13 protein-coding genes are annotated in these 17290 nt (G+C 61.8%); 3 read left to right on the forward strand and 10 right to left on the reverse strand.

Features of this window, described 5'->3' with window-relative positions; genetic code table 11:
* Positions 1–17: 17 nt before the first annotated feature.
* The 4 genes from MST27_RS03195 to MST27_RS03210 form a co-directional block, all read right to left on the reverse strand.
* Positions 18–1754 (reverse strand): IlvD/Edd family dehydratase, encoded by a 1737-nt coding sequence (locus MST27_RS03195; protein WP_243604574.1) that lies wholly within the window; start codon positions 1752–1754, stop codon positions 18–20.
* A 64-nt stretch (positions 1755–1818) separates the two neighbouring features.
* Positions 1819–3120, reverse strand: coding sequence for a TRAP transporter large permease (locus tag MST27_RS03200; RefSeq protein WP_243604575.1), 1302 nt, complete (start codon positions 3118–3120; stop codon positions 1819–1821).
* Positions 3117–3689, reverse strand: a complete 573-nt coding sequence (locus MST27_RS03205) for a TRAP transporter small permease subunit (RefSeq protein WP_243604576.1) — start codon at positions 3687–3689, stop codon at positions 3117–3119. Before MST27_RS03205 ends, MST27_RS03200 begins: the two co-directional genes overlap by 4 nt.
* A gap of 78 nt (positions 3690–3767) precedes the next feature.
* Complete coding sequence (locus MST27_RS03210; RefSeq protein WP_243604577.1) at positions 3768–4787, reverse strand: TRAP transporter substrate-binding protein; 1020 nt, start codon at positions 4785–4787, stop codon at positions 3768–3770.
* A 159-nt stretch (positions 4788–4946) separates the two neighbouring features.
* Here MST27_RS03210 and MST27_RS03215 point away from each other — a divergent pair, with 159 nt between their 5' ends.
* Entirely contained in the window at positions 4947–5921 is a 975-nt protein-coding gene (locus tag MST27_RS03215) for a LysR substrate-binding domain-containing protein (RefSeq protein ID WP_243604578.1), read from the forward strand.
* A gap of 21 nt (positions 5922–5942) precedes the next feature.
* Here the strand turns inward: MST27_RS03215 and MST27_RS03220 are convergent, their stop codons facing one another.
* Together MST27_RS03220 and araD1 are read right to left on the reverse strand one after the other, a co-directional pair.
* Positions 5943–7523 (reverse strand): aldehyde dehydrogenase (NADP(+)), encoded by a 1581-nt coding sequence (locus tag MST27_RS03220; protein WP_243604579.1) that lies wholly within the window; start codon positions 7521–7523, stop codon positions 5943–5945.
* Between the two features lie 129 nt (positions 7524–7652).
* Positions 7653–8648 carry an AraD1 family protein gene (gene araD1 / locus MST27_RS03225; RefSeq protein WP_243604580.1) on the reverse strand — a complete coding sequence of 332 codons (996 nt, stop codon included), beginning with the start codon at positions 8646–8648 and terminating at the stop codon, positions 7653–7655.
* 123 nt (positions 8649–8771) lie between these two features.
* Between araD1 and MST27_RS03230 the strand changes: the two genes are divergently transcribed.
* Complete coding sequence (locus MST27_RS03230) at positions 8772–9704, forward strand: LysR family transcriptional regulator (RefSeq protein ID WP_243604581.1); 933 nt, start codon at positions 8772–8774, stop codon at positions 9702–9704.
* A 6-nt stretch (positions 9705–9710) separates the two neighbouring features.
* Here the strand turns inward: MST27_RS03230 and MST27_RS03235 are convergent, their stop codons facing one another.
* A complete protein-coding gene (locus tag MST27_RS03235) occupies positions 9711–9995 on the reverse strand; it encodes an Rdx family protein (protein ID WP_243604582.1) in 285 nt (94 codons plus the stop codon).
* A gap of 69 nt (positions 9996–10064) precedes the next feature.
* On the opposite strand from MST27_RS03235, the gene MST27_RS03240 reads away from it, so the two are divergent.
* Positions 10065–12242 (forward strand): patatin-like phospholipase family protein, encoded by a 2178-nt coding sequence (locus MST27_RS03240; protein ID WP_243604583.1) that lies wholly within the window; start codon positions 10065–10067, stop codon positions 12240–12242.
* 18 nt (positions 12243–12260) lie between these two features.
* Here MST27_RS03240 and MST27_RS03245 read toward each other — a convergent pair whose 3' ends face one another.
* The 3 genes from MST27_RS03245 to recQ all read right to left on the reverse strand — a co-directional run bounded on the left by MST27_RS03245 (position 12261) and on the right by recQ (position 17106).
* On the reverse strand, positions 12261–14195 hold the full coding sequence (locus tag MST27_RS03245; protein ID WP_243604584.1) for a FimV/HubP family polar landmark protein: 1935 nt from the start codon (positions 14193–14195) through the stop codon (positions 12261–12263).
* Between the two features lie 203 nt (positions 14196–14398).
* On the reverse strand, positions 14399–14830 hold the full coding sequence (locus tag MST27_RS03250) for a MarR family transcriptional regulator (protein ID WP_243604585.1): 432 nt from the start codon (positions 14828–14830) through the stop codon (positions 14399–14401).
* A 152-nt stretch (positions 14831–14982) separates the two neighbouring features.
* Positions 14983–17106: a DNA helicase RecQ gene (gene recQ, locus MST27_RS03255; RefSeq protein ID WP_243604586.1), complete on the reverse strand. Its 2124-nt coding sequence runs from the start codon at positions 17104–17106 to the stop codon at positions 14983–14985.
* Between the last annotated feature and the right edge of the window lie 184 nt (positions 17107–17290).

Below are 17290 nucleotides of genomic sequence, written 5' to 3' on the forward strand. Positions count from 1 at the left end.
CCGCTGGGCGTTGCCGGTCAGTGTGAATGCCGTGGCACACCGGCACCGCGGCAGCCAACCAGAAAGTCGAAGTCGCACCCCTCGTCGGCCTGCATTACATGCTCGACGAACAGCCGCCGATAGCCACCGTCCCACAGCAGGCCCTCCGGGGCCTGCCAGGCCGCCAGCCGCTCTTGCAGTTCGGCATCCGGTATATCCAGATGCAGGCGGCCCTCATAACAATCCAGTTCGATGAAATCCCCGTTGCGCACTACCGCCAGCGGGCCGCCAGCGGCGGCTTCCGGCGCGACGTGCAATACCACGGTTCCGTAAGCGGTACCGCTCATGCGGGCGTCAGAAATCCGCACCATGTCGGTGATGCCCTTGGCCAGCACCTTTGGCGGTAGGCCCATGTTGCCGACCTCGGCCATTCCCGGATAACCCTTCGGGCCACAGTTCTTCATGACCAGGACGCAGGTTTCGTCGACGTCCAGATCAGGGTCGGCAATGCGTGCCTTGTAGTCATCAAAATCCTCGAACACCACAGCACGACCGCGGTGTTTCATCAGCTCCGGCGTTGCTGCCGACGGTTTCAACACCGCGCCACTGGGTGCCAGGTTGCCACGCAACACGCAGATGCCGCCGTCCTTGCGCAGCGGATTGTCCAGCGTACGAATGACCTCATCCTGGCCGTAAATCGGGGCCTGCGCACAATTGCCCCAAAGCGACTTGCCGTTGACGGTCAGCGCATCAGGATTCGGCAAGAGATTGTTCTCGCCCAGCCGGCGGATCACCGCTGGCAACCCGCCCGCGTAGTAGAACTCTTCCATCAGAAAGCGCCCCGACGGCTGCAGGTCGACAAGGGTCGGCATGCCCCGCCCGATACGCGTCCAATCATCCAGTTCCAGATCAACCCCGATCCGGCCGGCGATGGCCTTGAGATGAATGACGGCATTGGTCGAGCCGCCGATAGCCGCGTTCACCCGGATGGCATTCTCGAACGCTTGCTTGGTCAGTACTTTGGACAACCGCAGGTCTTCGTGAACCATCTCGACGATGCGCATGCCGGACAGGTGCGCCAGCACGTAGCGCCGCGAATCCACCGCCGGAATCGCCGCGTTGTGAGGCAACGAGGTGCCCAGCGCTTCAGCCATGCAGGCCATGGTCGATGCGGTCCCCATGGTGTTGCAGGTGCCCGCGGAGCGCGACATGCCGGCCTCGGCGGAAAGAAACTCGTTGAGATCGATCTGCCCGGCCTTGTACTGCTCATGCATCTGCCAGACGATGGTGCCCGCACCGATATCGCGGCCCTTGTGCTTGCCGTTGAGCATCGGCCCGCCGGTGACGACGATGGTGGGCACATCACAGCTCGCCGCGCCCATCAACAGCGCCGGGGTGGTTTTGTCACAGCCGACCAGCAATACCACGGCGTCCACCGGATTGCCGCGAATCGATTCCTCGACATCCATGCTGGCCAGGTTGCGCGTCAACATGGCGGTCGGTCGCAGGTTCGATTCACCGTTGGAGAACACCGGAAACTCGACCGGATAGCCACCGGCTTCCAGCACGCCCTTCTTCACGTGCTCGGCAATCTTGCGAAAGTGCGCGTTGCAGGGGGTCAACTCCGACCAGGTATTGCAGATGCCGATGATCGGCTTGCCCTGGAATTCGTGATCCGGGATGCCCTGGTTCTTCATCCAGCTGCGGTACATGAACCCGTTCTTGTCAGTGGTGCCGAACCATTGAGCGGAGCGCAGGGGGCGTTTGTCAGTCATTTTGCGTGCACCTTTCCAGCAGCAGACCGTACGGGCCTGCCGGGTTGATCGTTTGTGAGTAGGGTCAGAGCAGCCACGTCGAGATGGCCGGGAAATACAGCAGCAAACCGAGCACCGCGATCTGGATGACGATGAAAGGCACCATCGAGCGGAAGATGTCGGTCAGGGTGATATCGGGTGGCGCCACACTCTTGAGGTAGAAGGCTGCAGGGCCGAACGGAGGCGAGATGTAGGACACCTGCATGCTCACCGCGAAGAGGATGCCGAACCACACCGGGTCGTAGCCGAGCTCGACGACGATGGGTACGAAGATCGGCAGGCAAAGCATGGCGATGCCGATCCAGTCGAGAAACATGCCCAGCAAGAGGAACATCAGCATCATCACCAGCACGATGACGAAAGGCGCAACCTCGAGCCCGGTAATCGCTGACGAGACGAAGCGGTTGCCGCCCATGAGGTTGTAGACGCCGACCAGACAGGCCGCGCCGATACCGATCCAGACGATCATTCCGCAGGTTTCAAGGGTCTGGGTCAGGCTTTCCTGCAGCAATCGGATGCTGAATTCGCCGCGTATCAACACCGCGAGCAACACGCCCATCGCACCCATGGCTGCCGCTTCCGTTACTGATGCAATGCCTGCATAGATGCTCCCCAGCACCAGCCCGGCGATGGCAATCGGAAAGAACATGCCCTTGAAGGCTTCGCCCAGGGTCAACCGCGGCACCTTGGTGTCTTTCTCCAGATGCGCACCGCCCATATGCGGATAACGCAAGCACATCACCACCACGTAGAGCATGTAGCTGCCCATCAGCAGCGCGGCCGGCACGATCGCTGCCTTGAACAGATCGGCGATGGAGACGCTGGCAATCAGCCCATAGATGATCAGCACGATCGAGGGCGGCACCATGGTGCCCAGCGAACCACCGGCACAGACCACACCGATGGCAATGCGCTTGTCGTAGCCCAGGCGCAGCATCTGCGGCAGCGCCAATACGCCAAGCAGGACGATCTCACCGCCGATGATTCCCGAGATGGCGGCAAGAAAGAACGCCACGACGATGGTCTGTACCGCGACCCCGCCCGGCAACCTTCCAGCGAAGAAGCGCATGGAATTGAACAGGTCCCGCGCCAGTCCTGAGCGATCCAGCAAGCCCGCCATGAACACGAACATCGGCACCGCCACCAGCGAGTATTCGGTGATGAAACCGAACATGCGGCTGGCCACCAGCGGCACGGCCACCGGACCGAACCAGCCCAAGGTGAAGCCAGCGGCGACCAGGCCAGTGACGAACGCCAACGGTAGCCCCAGCACCAGCAGCGCGAAGATCGCGAAAATCATCAGGTAGGTTGCGATCTCGATGCTCATTTCGTGGCATCCGTATCAAGACGCGCACGTCGGTGAGTCGCGATCCGCACCACCTGTTGCACACACATCAGCGCAATGGAAATCAGGATGACGATCTTGGTGAGTGCCGGCAGCGGCTGGTTCCAGGACGACCCCGAGGTTTCCAGCCGCCAGCTGCCATCGGGCGCATGCGTGGCGTTGTAGGCAAGCACCCAGGCGGCATAGCCGATCGCCAGGCAGAACAGGATGCCCAGCAGCAGATTCAGCAATTCCAGCCAACTGCGCTTAGCGGGTGAAAGGCGGTCAAGCAGAATGCGAATCTGAATGTGCCGGTTGGTCGCCAATGCATAGGGCCCGCCCAGCGCGAAGATGGCTGCGACGAGAAAGGTCGTTGTTTCGTGCGCCCATTCAGTAGGCGCGTTGAAGCCATAGCGCATGACGACTTCAAACACACTGACCAGCATGGCGACGAACACCAGCCAGGCAATTACCTGACCCGCGCGTCGAATACCACGATCAAGCAGGCTCTGGCCCGGCTCTGGGGCGCAGACATCCAGATGATCGTCGGACGAAGGTTGAGTTTTGTTCACAGCAAAACTCCTCGGACTCTCCGACAGCAGCCGGACAGTCGTTGGTTACTCGAATATTGGATGGCCGCGTTGCGCGGCTCAGAGCATGCCCTTGTCCTGCAGGTAGGCCTGGATCGAGTCCACCGCCTCCTTGGCCTGCGGACTGCGTTCACGCCACCGCGCCCATTCGTCTCGCGCGGACTGACGGAACTTCCTCAGCTCGTCCTCGGTAAGCGAAGTCAGTGTTACATCGCCCTTCTGCTTGGCCACGGCGACCTGCTCGTCGTCTTTCTTTCGCAGATCGGTAACCAGCTGCTCGGTAAAGGCATCGACCGAGTCTTCAAGAATCTTCTGCTGCTCGGGAGTCAGCGCGTCCCACAGCGCCTTGTTCACCGAGATGTCCTTCATCGGCATCGAGTGGAAGCCGGGATAGACCGCGAACGGCGCGTACTTGTGGTAGCCCTGCTGGTAGTTGGTGGAGAACACCGTGTAATCGGCCGCGTCGATCACACCTTTTTCCAGGCCCGTGTACACCTCGGACGTCGGCAGGTTCACCGGTGCCGCACCGACCAGCTTGAAGATATTTGAAACCATGCCTTCCGGCGCGCGCACTTTCAGGCCTTTGAGGTCATCGAGGGTTTCGATCTTGCGCTTGCTGATCAGAGCCTCCGCGCCCACAGCGCCAGCGCGGATGAGATGAACGTTGTACGGTTCCACCAGAAGGTTGTAACCCGCCTCGCCGCCCGCGTTGCGCATGTAGTCCAGGAAGGGCGCCGGACCGCTCCATGCCCCGACCATGTTGCCGTATACCGCGAAAGCCGGATTCTTGCCGGAGAAATACCCGGGATCGGTGATGTGGCCTTGGATAATGCCAGCTCCGACGGCATCAAGTGTCTCGTTGTTACCGACAATGGTGCCGGTTGGCAGAACCTCTACGGTGATTTCGCCATTGGTTTTCTCGCCGACACTTCTCGCCCACTCCTGAGCGATGCGGTATTCGTCATCCCCGGCGTTGACGTTGATCTGGAATTTCCATTCCTGTTTCGCAACGGCATTGCCGGACGCAAGGATCAGGGATGCTGCGAGGCCAAACCCGAAAAGGTGGGCGTCAAGATGCATAAAGGCTTCTCCGATTATTCTTATTAGGCACCGTCACGATCGAGGCGCTAGCCACGGAAGCAGCGGAGCGGTGCTGTCGTTGTCCTGAAGCCTAGAGAGACAAGACATCATCAACAAATATATATTTCAGCATCCCCGATACACGAACGGATATACCTGATGAAGCCGATCAACAGTAACTGGTTTGTCCGGACACGGCTCAAGAACCGGCATATCCCATTGCTAGCTGCGCTCGGCGAGACCGGTAACCTCAATCGTGCTGCCATTGGATTGGGCATTTCCCAGCCGGCCATCTCGAAGCTTCTGAAGGAATTGGAAGACGGGCTTGGCGTTGAGTTGTTCGAACGCCATGCTCGTGGCGTAGTCCCAACGCTGTATGGCGAGGCGATGATTCGCCACGCCAAGCGCATGCTGAACACACTGGACAGCGCCTACAGCGAAGTCGACGCGCTGCGTCATGGTCAACAGGGCCATGTGCGCATCGGCACCATCCTGACACCCTGCGCAGAGCTTCTGCCTGAAGTGGTTCGACGCGCCAAGCTTGGTTTTCCAGAGCTGGAAATTACCATCCGCACGGGTTCAAGCCGCGATCTGCTGGCGATCATGGATGACGGCGAGTTGGACTTTCTGGTTGCGCGCTTTTTTGCCAGCAGTCAGCAAACCGACTTGCGCTTCGAGCCGTTGGCCAAGGAGCCCCTGCAAATCTGTGCACGCGCCGGGCTGATCGAGGGTCCCATGTCCCGCGCGCAACTGAACGCCGCGGACTGGGTGCTGCCCCCAGTTGGAAGCGTGTTGCGACAGGAGTTCGATGCATTGTTCCAACGTGTTGGCATGCGTCCGCCACGAAAGGTCGTGAACGCGGAAAACCTATTGATGGTGACCACGCTGGTCGAGAAGGACGACATGCTGACCGTGTTGCCACGCGATGTGCTGGTGCACTATGCGCGCTACGGCATGCTGGAAGAAATCGAGGTTGATGCGAGTATCGATGCCGATCTGAACCAGGGGCTGATGGCCTACGGCATCATCACTAAGACACCGCAGCAGCTCTCGCCAGCGGCCGCCAGCGTGCTCGAGCTGCTGCGAGACACTGCTCAACAGATGGGGCTAGGACACGAAGCGGCTCACCCTTGATCGAGCGAGCCGCCACGTGGATCAGAGCGCCGCGTCAGTGGTTTCACCGTCCACCAGACGCTTGATGCCCAGCGGGTTGGCGTCTTTCAGGGCGTCCGGCAAGAGCGCATCCGGGAAGTTCTGATAACACACCGGGCGCAGGAAGCGGTCGATCGCCAAGGTCCCGACTGAAGTCCCCCGGGCGTCCGAAGTGGCCGGATAAGGCCCACCATGCACCATGGCATCACAGACTTCTACCCCGGTCGGGTAGCCATTGAGCAGTAGCCGTCCGGCCTTCTGCTCCAGCAGCGCCACCAGATCAGCGGCGTCCGCGAGGTCAGCAGGTTCAGCGATGAGCGTTGCGGTGAGCTGGCCATGCAAGCCTGACAGCGCGCGCATCAGCTCAGCCTTGTCATTCACTTCAACCAAAACGGTAGTCGGGCCGAACACCTCTTCCTGCAACAGCGGATCGCCATCGATCAGCAGCTTTGCGTCAGCCTTGAACAGCTGCGGCTGTGCCTGGCTCCCTTGCTGGGCCTGGCCAGCAAGATGGCTGATCCCGGGATGGCTTTGCAGATGCTGGACGCCCCTTGTATAGCTGCTAAGCGTGCCCGCATTGAGCATCGTTTGGGCTGGTTGTTCGTTCATGAAGCCGACCAGCCGCTCCTGAAATTCGCTGAACTCCGGCGAGCGAACGCCGATGACCAGACCAGGGTTGGTGCAGAACTGGCCGCAGCCCATCACGACCGAAGCGGTCAGTTCGTTGGCGACCGAATCACCCCGGCTCTTGAGTGCCTCGGGCATCAGCACCACGGGGTTGATGCTGGACATCTCGGCGAATACCGGAATCGGTTGGGCGCGCGCCGCGGCCATGTCACAGAGCGCACGACCACCTCGCAGCGAACCGGTAAAGCCCACCGCCTGTATGAGCGGATGCTTGACCAACCATTCGCCTACCCCGCCGCCGTAGATCATGTTGAACACACCCTTGGGCATGCCGGTTTTCTCCGCCGCGCGAATCACCGCATCGGCGACGCATTCAGCCGTCACCATGTGACCGCTGTGTGCCTTGAACACAACCGGGCACCCAGCTGCCAGCGCCGATGCGGTGTCGCCTCCAGCAGTGGAGAAGGCCAATGGAAAATTGCTCGCTCCGAACACGGCGACCGGCCCGAGCCCCATACGGCATTGGCGAAGATCGGGGCGCGGGAGCGGCTTGCGCTCTGGCATCGCTCGGTCAATCCGCGCACCCAGAAAATCACCACGGCGCAGCACCTTGGCAAACAGACGCATCTGCCCGCTGGTACGGCCACGCTCACCCTGGATTCGGCCCGCCGGCAACGCGGTCTCACGGCAGACCAGCGCGACGAAATCATCGCCCAGCGCATCCAGCTCATCGGCAATGGCATCGAGGAATTCGGCACGCCGGCTGGCGGGGAGCGCTCGGTATTCGGGGTAGGCGCTGGCTGCCGCTTGCGCCGCAGCATTCACTTCGTCCTCAGTCGCCTGATGAAACTCGTAAGGCAATGCTTCGCCAGTGCTGGCATCGACGCTATGGACAATATCCGACCCCTTCGCGCTGCGGGCCCCGCCTATGTAGTTCTGACCGCTGATATTCGGCATGGAATTTCTCCTCTGATGATGTGCTTCGTGAGGCTTCGCCCAGTCCGCCTCCGAGCGAAGAGTTTGAAATGTGGCAAACCCGACGCCATGCGCCGGGTCGTTGCGGGAGATCGATGGGCACGCGGTGTGTCAGAGCTGCGTTACGCCGCCAGGGGTGATGCCCGCGCGACGGACGCTGATGCCATTGCGCAACGGCGCGCCAAAGGCGTCCAGGCTGACTTCAAACTGATCGCCCGGCTGGGCTTTTATACCGTCCGCGAACGAGAGCGTCGCCGTCCCGAAAAAATGTACGTGGACGTCACCAGGACGCAGGAACTGCGCATATTTGAAATGGTGATATTCAAGGTTTTCCAGCGTATGACACATGTTCTCCTCGCCGGATAGAAACTCTTTCTCCCACAACACCTGTTCGCCGCGGCGGATACGACTTACCCCAGCCAAATGCGCCGGCAACGACCCTACTCGCAACTCCGGGCCGAACGAACAGTAGCGCAACTTCGAGTGCGCCAGATAAAGGTAGTTCTTGCGCTCGACCACGTGATCCGAAAACTCATTGCCGAGGGCAAAGCCCAGGCGATACGGCTGACCATCATCCCCGATCACATAGAGGCCAGTGAGTTCGGGCTCTTCGCCATAGTCTTCGGCGAAATCTGGGGCGGGAAAATCCGCACCGGGGCGCACCACGATGCTGCCGTCTCCCTTGTAGAACCATTCAGGCTGAGCACCAACACTGCCTGACTTCGGTCGACCGCCTTGCATACCCCAGCGGAACATCTGCATCGAGTCGGTGAGCTTGGCTTCGTCCTGCTCGCCCTGCTGGTGCATCTTGTCGCGAGTCGCGGCGCTGCCCAGATGGGTCAGACCCGTGCCGCTAACCAGGCAATGCGCACTATCTTCATGGTCGAGCGGCGGCAGGACTTGCCCCGCCCCGAGCAGGTCGCGGTACAGCGGACCGGCTTCCCGCGCCTGGGACTCGACATGTTCAGCGAGGCTGCGCTGCTCACGTATTGCCGCCAGGGCCAACTCGCGCGTGCTGGTGACGCCGGTCAGCACATCGATTCGCTCGCCGACTACCAGCCCCACGTGCCTGCGACCCTGCTCGTTCTCGAATTGAATCAACCGCATGCGCACCTTCCTCTTGTTGTGATCACGCCCCGCCTGACGGAGGCCTGTAGCGATCACTTTAAAAACCGCTTCCGCTGGTGCCTAATGACGGCTTCTGATTGAGCGATAACTTCCAGTCATCTCATGATTCCCGCCCTCCCCACCATCGTCTCCCGCCTTCGGCTCAAGCAGCTGCGGTTACTGATTGCGCTGGACGAACAGGGCTCGCTGCACCGCGCTGCCGAGCAGGTCTTTATCAGCCAACCCGGCGCGACTAAATCGCTGCATGAAATCGAAAACACCTTTGGATTCGAGCTGTTCACTCGCAACAGCCAGGGGTTGGAGCCCAACGACCTGGGCCGCTGCGTGATCCGCTATGCCCGGTTGATCCATAGCGATCTGGCGCACCTGCGAGAAGAAATGGTGGGGATTCTGCAGGGTCAGGGCGGCCGGCTATCCGTCGGCACCATCATGGGCGCCGTACCCATGCTGATGCGTGCGCTTGGCCGGCTGAGGCAGAAGCAGCCCGAGCTTTCGGTCGAGATAGTCGAGGATACGAGTGCGCGACTGCTGGGCCTGGTCGATCAGGGCCGACTCGATCTGGCCATCTGCCGCAGTAGCGTCAGCCAGCGCCCTGATGCCTACGACTGCCTGACACTGCACCCAGAACAACTGACACTCGTAGCCCACCCTGACCACCCGGCGCGCGCTGCGACCAAGCTCGAATTGAGCGACCTCAGCATCTACCGCTGGGTGGTCTACCCCACCAACATGCCCATGCGCCTGCTGCTCGAACGCGAGTTCAGCCAGTGCGGGCTGGAGTTTCCGCGCTACCCGGTCGAAACCGCTTCGACCTTCACCATGCTCAGCCTCTTGCAGGAGGATCCCGAACTGGTGGCTGTCATGCCGTTGGCTGTAGCCGAATTCAGCGAGAAGTTCGGAATGATTCGCCGCTTGCCGTTCGAGCTGCAGTCCCGCAGCGAGCCCTATGGGCTGGTGGCCCGCCACGGCAGCACGCTGTCAGCCGCGGCACAGTTGCTGCTGGACGAAATACGAAGCGAGCAGCTGTCCGGCTGAGAAGGTTCATCGCCGCTCGTTATGGCCGAGGTCGCGCTGCGGATCGATCAGGTCACGGACACGCTGCTTCAGCTCCTTGGCTTCAGGGAAACCACCATCAAGCTTGCGCTCCCAGATCTGCTCGCCGTTGCAACTGATGTGGAAGGCGCCGCCCGTAGCCGGTACCAGCGACACCTTGCCGAGGTCGTCGGCGAAGGTCGACAGGAGTTCCTGCGCCAGCCAGGCGGATCGCAACAACCACTGGCATTGGGTGCAATAGGTGATAACGATCTCAGGCTTGCTATCGGGCATGGTGGCGCGCTCCGGCGACTGGCTGGCCCCCTATAATAGCCGCCATTTTCCAAGAGCCCCGGTGTCGCCATGCCCCGTCTCCTCTTTCTGCTCCTGCTCTTCCCGCTCCTGGCCATTGGCGAACCCCAGCCGCGAACCGGCCTGGTGCTGTCTGGCGGTGCCGCGCGCGGCATCGCCCACATCGGTGTGCTGAAAGCCCTCGAAGAACATCACATCCGTATCGATGCCATCGCAGGAACCAGCATGGGCGCCGTGATCGGCGGCCTCTACGCCGCCGGCTACAGCGTCGAAGCGCTGGAAGAGCTGGCTTTGACGCTGGATTGGGAGCAGGTCCTGTCCGACGATCCGCCACGTGAAGACATTCCCTTTCGCCGCAAGCAGGACGACCGCGACTTTCTGGTCAAACGCAAACTGAGTTTTCGCGACGACGGCAGCCTCGGCCTGCCACTCGGTGTCATCCAGGGCCAGAACCTCGCGCTGCTGCTCGAACGCCTCCTGGTGCATATCAGCGACACACGTGACTTCGACCGTCTGCCAATCCCCTTCCGCGCCGTTGCGACCGATATCGCCAATGACCAGAAGGTCGTCTTTCGCTCGGGACACCTGCCGCAGGTGATACGAGCAAGCATGTCGATTCCGGCCGTCTTCGCGCCGGTGGAGGTCGATGGCCGCCTGCTGGTCGATGGCGGAATGGTCGACAACATCCCCATGGACGTGGCGCGCGAGATGGGAGTGGACCGTCTGATCGTCGTGGACATCGGCTCGCCGCTGGTGCCGCGCGAGCAACTGCTCACCGTGGTGGATGTGCTCAATCAGTCCATTACCATGATGACCCGCCGCAACTCCGAGGAACAGCTGGCCACGCTGCGCACCGAGGACCTTCTGGTGCAACCGATGCTCGCCGGGTACGGCTCCACCGATTTCGGCCGCGCCGAGCAATTGATCGATGCCGGCTACCGCGCCGCGAGCGCACTCGAGGCACGTCTGGCCGATATGCGCAGCCCCAACGCGGGCAATCCGGCGCTGGCGCTTGCCCGCTCGTCCGAGCCCAAGTCGCCGCTGATCACCGCCGTGCACATCGAGAACGACTCGAAAGTCGGCAATGCCGTGGTCCGCCGCCACATCCGCCAAGCGATAGGCGAACCACTGGATTTGCAGCAATTACAAAAGGACATGGGCACCCTGTACGGGCTCGACTACTTCGACCGGGTCGAATACCGGGTGGTACAGGGCACGCTGGGCAATACCCTGGTCGTCACCACACGTGACAAGCGATCTGGAACCGACTACCTGCGTCTGGGTATCAACCTCTCGGACGATTTTCGTGGTGACAGCGCCTTCAACATCGGTGCGAGCTATCGGAAGAACGGCATCAACGAGCTCGGGGCCGAATGGCTGACGCGCCTGCAATTGGGAGATCAGCAGGAACTGTTCAGCGAGTTCTACCAGCCACTCGATGCCGGTTCGCGCTGGTTCGTGGCGCCGAACGTGATTGCCGAGGCGCGCAATCTGGAAGCACTGCAGAACCATGATCCGATTGCCGAGTATCGGCTGCAACGCTATGGCTACGCCCTGAACGTGGGCCGTCAGATCGCCAACAACGGCGAGGTGCGCTTCGGTATCGGCCAGAGTTGGGGTGAAGCGGATGTCAGGATCGGCGACCCGGAGTCGCCCGACTTCAGCTTCCAGGAAGGCTATTACCAGTTGCTCTATTCATTCGACACCCTGGACAACGTCGATTTTCCCCAGGAAGGCGAAGACATCGGCATAGGGTTGCGCCAGTACGAACCTTCCCTGGGGTCGGACGAGCGCTTCCGGCAATGGGAAATCAACCTGGACAAGGCCTTCAGCGATGGTGTGAATACACTGATCGTCGGTGGACGCTACGGGCGCACCCTGAACGATGCCGAGGTGGTGACATCCAGCTTCCAACTGGGCGGCGCCCGCCAGCTCTCGGGGTTCCGTCAGGATGCGCTATCGGGCCAGAACATTAGCCTGGCACGATTGATCTACCTGCGCAGGATGACGCCCCGCTCGTTTCTGCCGCTGGATTTTCCGCTCTATCTGGGCGCGTCGCTGGAACGCGGACGTGCCTGGAACAACGACAACGAGTACGACAGCGGCCAGATAAACGCCGGCAGCCTGTTCATCGGCTACCAGACGCCGCTCGGCCCCCTCAATTTCAGCTATGGCTTGAATGACGAATCCGAACGCGCCTTGTACATGAATCTCGGACGCAGCTTCTGAGGCGGTGCCACGCACGAATCAGGCGATTCGCGCCAGCAATTCGTTAACCTGCTGGCGCTGCGCCTCGTCACCTTCGCTGACGAGACTTTCGAGGATCACGCAAGCGCTCTCGATATGTCCCTGCTGGATATAGGCCACCGCCTGGTTGAGCCGTACCAGATGCTCCGGGTTGGGCTCGAGCTGCTCGATCGGTGGCAGCACCGGTGCCTGGTACCCCCCCGTCGGGTCAAGCAGGGAAGGCAACTCACCGAGCGTAAGGGTTCCATCAAGGTCATCGAGCCAGGTGTCCGAAGCGTCCTTTGCCGACGCGACCTCGGCTGTCTGCCCGAGCAGCTGCTCGTCACGCTCGAAATCGGCCAGGGCGTCGAGGTCCAGCACGAATTCCTCGTCCATGGGCTTCACGACGTCTTGCCGCTCAACCTCGGCGAACGCGGCAGCCATGGCCGGATGGAGTGTCAGCAACTGGTCGAGGTTGGCCGCATGACCACCGGCTTCCCGGTAGGCCGCCGCCTCGCGACGGTAGCTCTCGACATCACCGGATTCGGCGAGCAAGCCAAGCAGACGCAGCCGCAGCTCCAGCTGCTCCGGCGCCTTCTCGATCCCGCGAACCAGAACGTCCAGCGCGTCCTCACGACGCCCATAGGTCAAGTAGATATCGGCGGCCTCCAGCACGTCGGTCTCGCTCACCGAGGCGTGAGCCGGCTGTCGAGGCATTTCCGAGACGGCATGAGCGACCAACGGCGCAGGGGCGCGTGGCGCGGCCACGGCAGTCGCTTCGCGCGGCTCGGCTTCGGGCTTGGCCTTTCTGCGACGGCCATAGGCAAGCCCGCCCAGCCCAACCACCACCGCTAGCCCTCCCAACGGCAGCATCCACTCACGCCACCATGAGTCGTGGTCCATGACTGTCGCCGGTAGGCTCGGCTGATTGGATTTGATCGCTGGCGCCGATTCGACGGGCCGGGCGAGAACGGTAGCCGGTGCAATGGCCTGGTCGCTCGATGCTGCCGCGCTGTCCCGCTCGGCCAGCCTGGCCGTGACCGCTTCCAGCTGTGAATGCATGTCCGCCAGCATCTGTCTCAGTTGCTCGTTTTCCTCGCGACTGGCGGCCAACTCTTCGAACAGCTGTTGCCGCAGGGTTGCGACCTGATCGTCAACGGCCGCCGGCTCGCTCGACGTCGCCGTTGGCGTTGGCAACGGCTGAGGCTCGACGGTGACGGCTTCGGCCATCGGCGCCGGAACCGAAGCCGCGCCTGCCAGATAGTCTGGCAGCACCAGACGGGCCCCAACCATCAGCCGCCCAGCATCACCGCCAGCAAAAGCCCCGGGATTGAGCGCGAGGATGTCTTGCATCAGCCGCGACTGCCCTACCGCTCCATTGCGCGAGGCCAGCGCGCCGGCAATGCTCCAAAGGCTTTCGCCGGGGCCGACCTGATGACGATTGCCAGCGGTTGCGGCTGGCAGGTTCGGGGCCGGCACAATCGGCGAAGCTTCGGGGCGAACCGGTGCGCTCGGACGAGGCATAACCGTGGCGATGGGCGCCACCTGGGCTGGCACTGTCGGTAACGGATCGAGCAGAACGGTGTATTCACGCAGCATCCGACTCGTCGTGCGGGTAACCTCCACGACGAAATTGAGATAGGGCTCGCGAACGGGCTTGTCCGAGTAGACCTGGATGCGGCTGCCGCGAGCATCGATCACCGGGACGAAGCGCAGGTCCTGAAGAAAGGCAAGACGGTCCACGCCGATGCGCTGGAAATCGTCGGGCGACGCCAGCATGACGCGAATGTCCTCAACGCCAAGGTTGCCGGCGTCGATCAATCGAATCTCAGCGCTCAATGGTTGATTCAAGGCCGAGTGCAGCGTGATCTCACCCATGCCGAGCGCTGAGGCCATACCGGAATAAATCAGTGAACCGGAGGCCACTGACCACAATACGCGACGACTTAATGCCATGTGGCCTCTCCCGTGAGTGGGCACTCGACGCGAAGAGGTCGCCGGCCCGCCAGATGTTCATAGCTTGTGACGCAGTTATCGTCACAGCCCTGAAAAGCTTTATACAGCCTGTCGGGTTCTGTTGTAAGGCATTTTGATATCACTCGGCGATTTATTGACCAGCGGCGGGATAACCGGCCTCACCGTGAACAGCGTAGTCGTCGCTAGCGCTTGACCAGATTCGCCAGGATGCGTGCATGCACCTGCTGGCATTTGCGCAGGTCCTCCTCGTCGATGCCGTCGAACAGCTCCTGACGGACCTGAGTGGAAATCGCTTCGATCTTCTCGATCAAGGGTCGTGCCGGAGCGCCCAGGGTAATCAGCTTCGCCCGCCGGTCGTCCGGTGCCGCCTTGCGATGGACCAACCCCTGGGCCTCCAGGCTATCGAGCAAGCGAGCCAAGGTCGGGCCCTCTACCGCTACGCTCTGCGCCAGCTCCCGTTGAGTTGGCTCGTGATCGAACCGAGCCAGGTGCAGCAACACCAGCCAACGAGCCTGGGACAAGCCGAGGTCGGCCAGCCGGCGATCGAGCTCCGCGCGCCAGCCACGCGACAATTGCGCCAGCTGCATGGCGAAGCGGTGTTGATCGGGGTACATGGGAGGGTGATCCTGGAAAACCTAATTATTAGTGAGCTAATCACAGCAGCAAAATGCTGGCAAGGCTACCAAAGACCGAGAGCGTTACGCCGCATTGCCGCCTGTGCGCATTAGCGAATGCCGGCCCCACACGCAGCGGCAATCCGCCGCGGCTATAACTCGAACTCGGCCTCTAGCGCGGCGCGTACGCAAAACAGGACGGGCTCCGACACACGTCCGGCGAAGAGCTCGGCCACTGCCGCCACCGGCGGCAGCTCGCCTTCGCCGTCGAGAAAGGCTTCCTGAATTTCCATCAGCAGCGCTTCCGGTATGTCCAGCGCCTGTTCGAGACTTAGCTGCTGTTGACCGATTGCCTCGGCCAGCAACGCATAGACGTTCTTTTCGCTGCAGTCGAGTTGCCGGGCGATCTGCGCAGGCGTCATGCCGGCCCGCGCCAGGGTAATCAGCTCGTGCCGAATATCGACCGGCGAACCGCCCACCGCTGCAGTGCCTTGCAGAACCTCAAGGAATGCCTGACCGTACCGGTCGAGCTTGCGCGCGCCGACGCCGCTGATACGTCCCATGTCGCTCAACGTTCGCGGTTGGCTGCGGAGCATCTCGAGCAAGGTGGCATCCGGGAAAATGACGTATGGCGGGACGCTGTGCTCCTCTGCCAACTTTCGGCGCAGAGCACGCAGCGCCTCCCAGGTTTCGCGTTCGTCGTCCCGAACCAGCTGGCTGGCCGCGCTGGCGGTCGTCTTTGTCGTCTTGGTCGGTTGCTCACGACGCAGTTCCAGCGAGGCCTCGCCGCGCAGCAACGCACGACAGCTGTCGTTCAGCCGCAGCCCGCCGTAACCTTCCAGATCCACGTCGGCGAGCCCTCTGGCCACCAACTGACGGTACAGCGAACGCCATTCGCCTTCCGAGAACGACTTGCCCAGGCCAAACACCGACAGGTGTTGGTGCCCAAGGCTGCGAATCTTTTCGTTGTCACGTCCCAGCAGGATGTCGACGAGGTGACCCACACCGTAGCGCTGACCGCTGCGATAGATCGCCGACAGCGCCTGGCGCGCCGGCTCGGTCGCATCCCAGGTCTGCACACCATCGACACAGTTGTCGCAGTGCCCGCAGGGCTCGGCGAGATGTTCATCGAAGTAGCCCAACAGCACCTGGCGGCGACAGCGGGTTTCCTCGCACAGCGCCAGCATGGCATCGAGTTTGTGTTGCTCGATACGCTTGTGGCGCTCGTCGCCCTCGGAGTTATTGAGCATCTGCTTGAGGAAGATCACGTCCTGCAGCCCGTACGCCATCCAGGCGTCAGCCGGCAGCCCGTCGCGCCCCGCCCGCCCGGTTTCCTGGTAATAGGCTTCGAGCGACTTGGGCAAGTCGAGGTGCGCAACGAAGCGCACGTTGGGTTTGTCGATGCCCATGCCGAATGCGATGGTGGCGACCATGATCAAGCCTTCCTCGTTGAGAAAACGCTTCTGATGGAAAGCTCTCAGCTCGTTCGAGAGTCCGGCGTGATATGGCAGCGCCGGGAACCCTTGCTCCGTCAGAAAGGCAGCCATGTCGTCAACTTTCTTGCGCGACATGCAGTAGAGGATACCGGCATCGCCTTTTCGCTCGGACAGAAAGGCCAGTAGCTGCTTGCGCGGCTGTTCTTTCGGAACGATGCGATAAAAGATGTTCGGCCGATCGAAACTGGAGAGGAATCGCTCGGCATTTTCCAGGTGCAATCGCTGGACGATCTCCTCGCGGGTCCGCTTGTCAGCGGTCGCGGTGAGCGCCAGCCGCGGCACGTGCGGAAAAAATTCGGCCAACTGCCCGAGCTGCAGATACTCGGGTCGGAAATCATGTCCCCATTGGGACACGCAATGCGCTTCGTCGATCGCGAACAGGCCGATCGGCAATCGCTGCAGAAAGGCCAGCATGCGTGGCTGCACCAGCCGTTCGGGCGCGAGGTACAGGAGCTTGATCTCCTGGCGGCGCAAGCGCTCGGCGATGTCACGCTGCTGTTCCGGGCTCAGCGTCGAATTCAACGCCACCGCCGACACACCCAACTCGTCGAGCGTGGCGACCTGATCATCCATCAGCGCGATCAGCGGCGACACCACCACGGCCAAGCCATCGCGTAATAGCGCTGGGACCTGATAGCACAACGACTTCCCGCCCCCGGTAGGCATGAGCACAAGCGCATCGCCGCCACTGGCCACCCGCTCGATGATCGCGCCCTGGTTGCCGCGAAACGCGTCGTAGCCAAATACATCTTTGAGAATGCGCTGTGCCTGGTCGAGCATGCCGGTCTCCGAAACAAGACGCGCGAGTATACGCCAGCAAGCCAGTCGAATCAGGACCAGACAGGGCGCAAGCCGGTTCGGCGGTGGAACTCCGCGGGTTTTTGCACCTCTGTGCATGTCAGGAGCTGCAACCAATGGATGACCCGGCTGCCGCGTCGGCGCGGTAGCCGGGGACCTGCGGCTC

This window comes from Stutzerimonas marianensis, from assembly GCF_022810315.1.
Classification (GTDB): Bacteria; Pseudomonadota; Gammaproteobacteria; order Pseudomonadales; family Pseudomonadaceae; genus Stutzerimonas; species Stutzerimonas marianensis.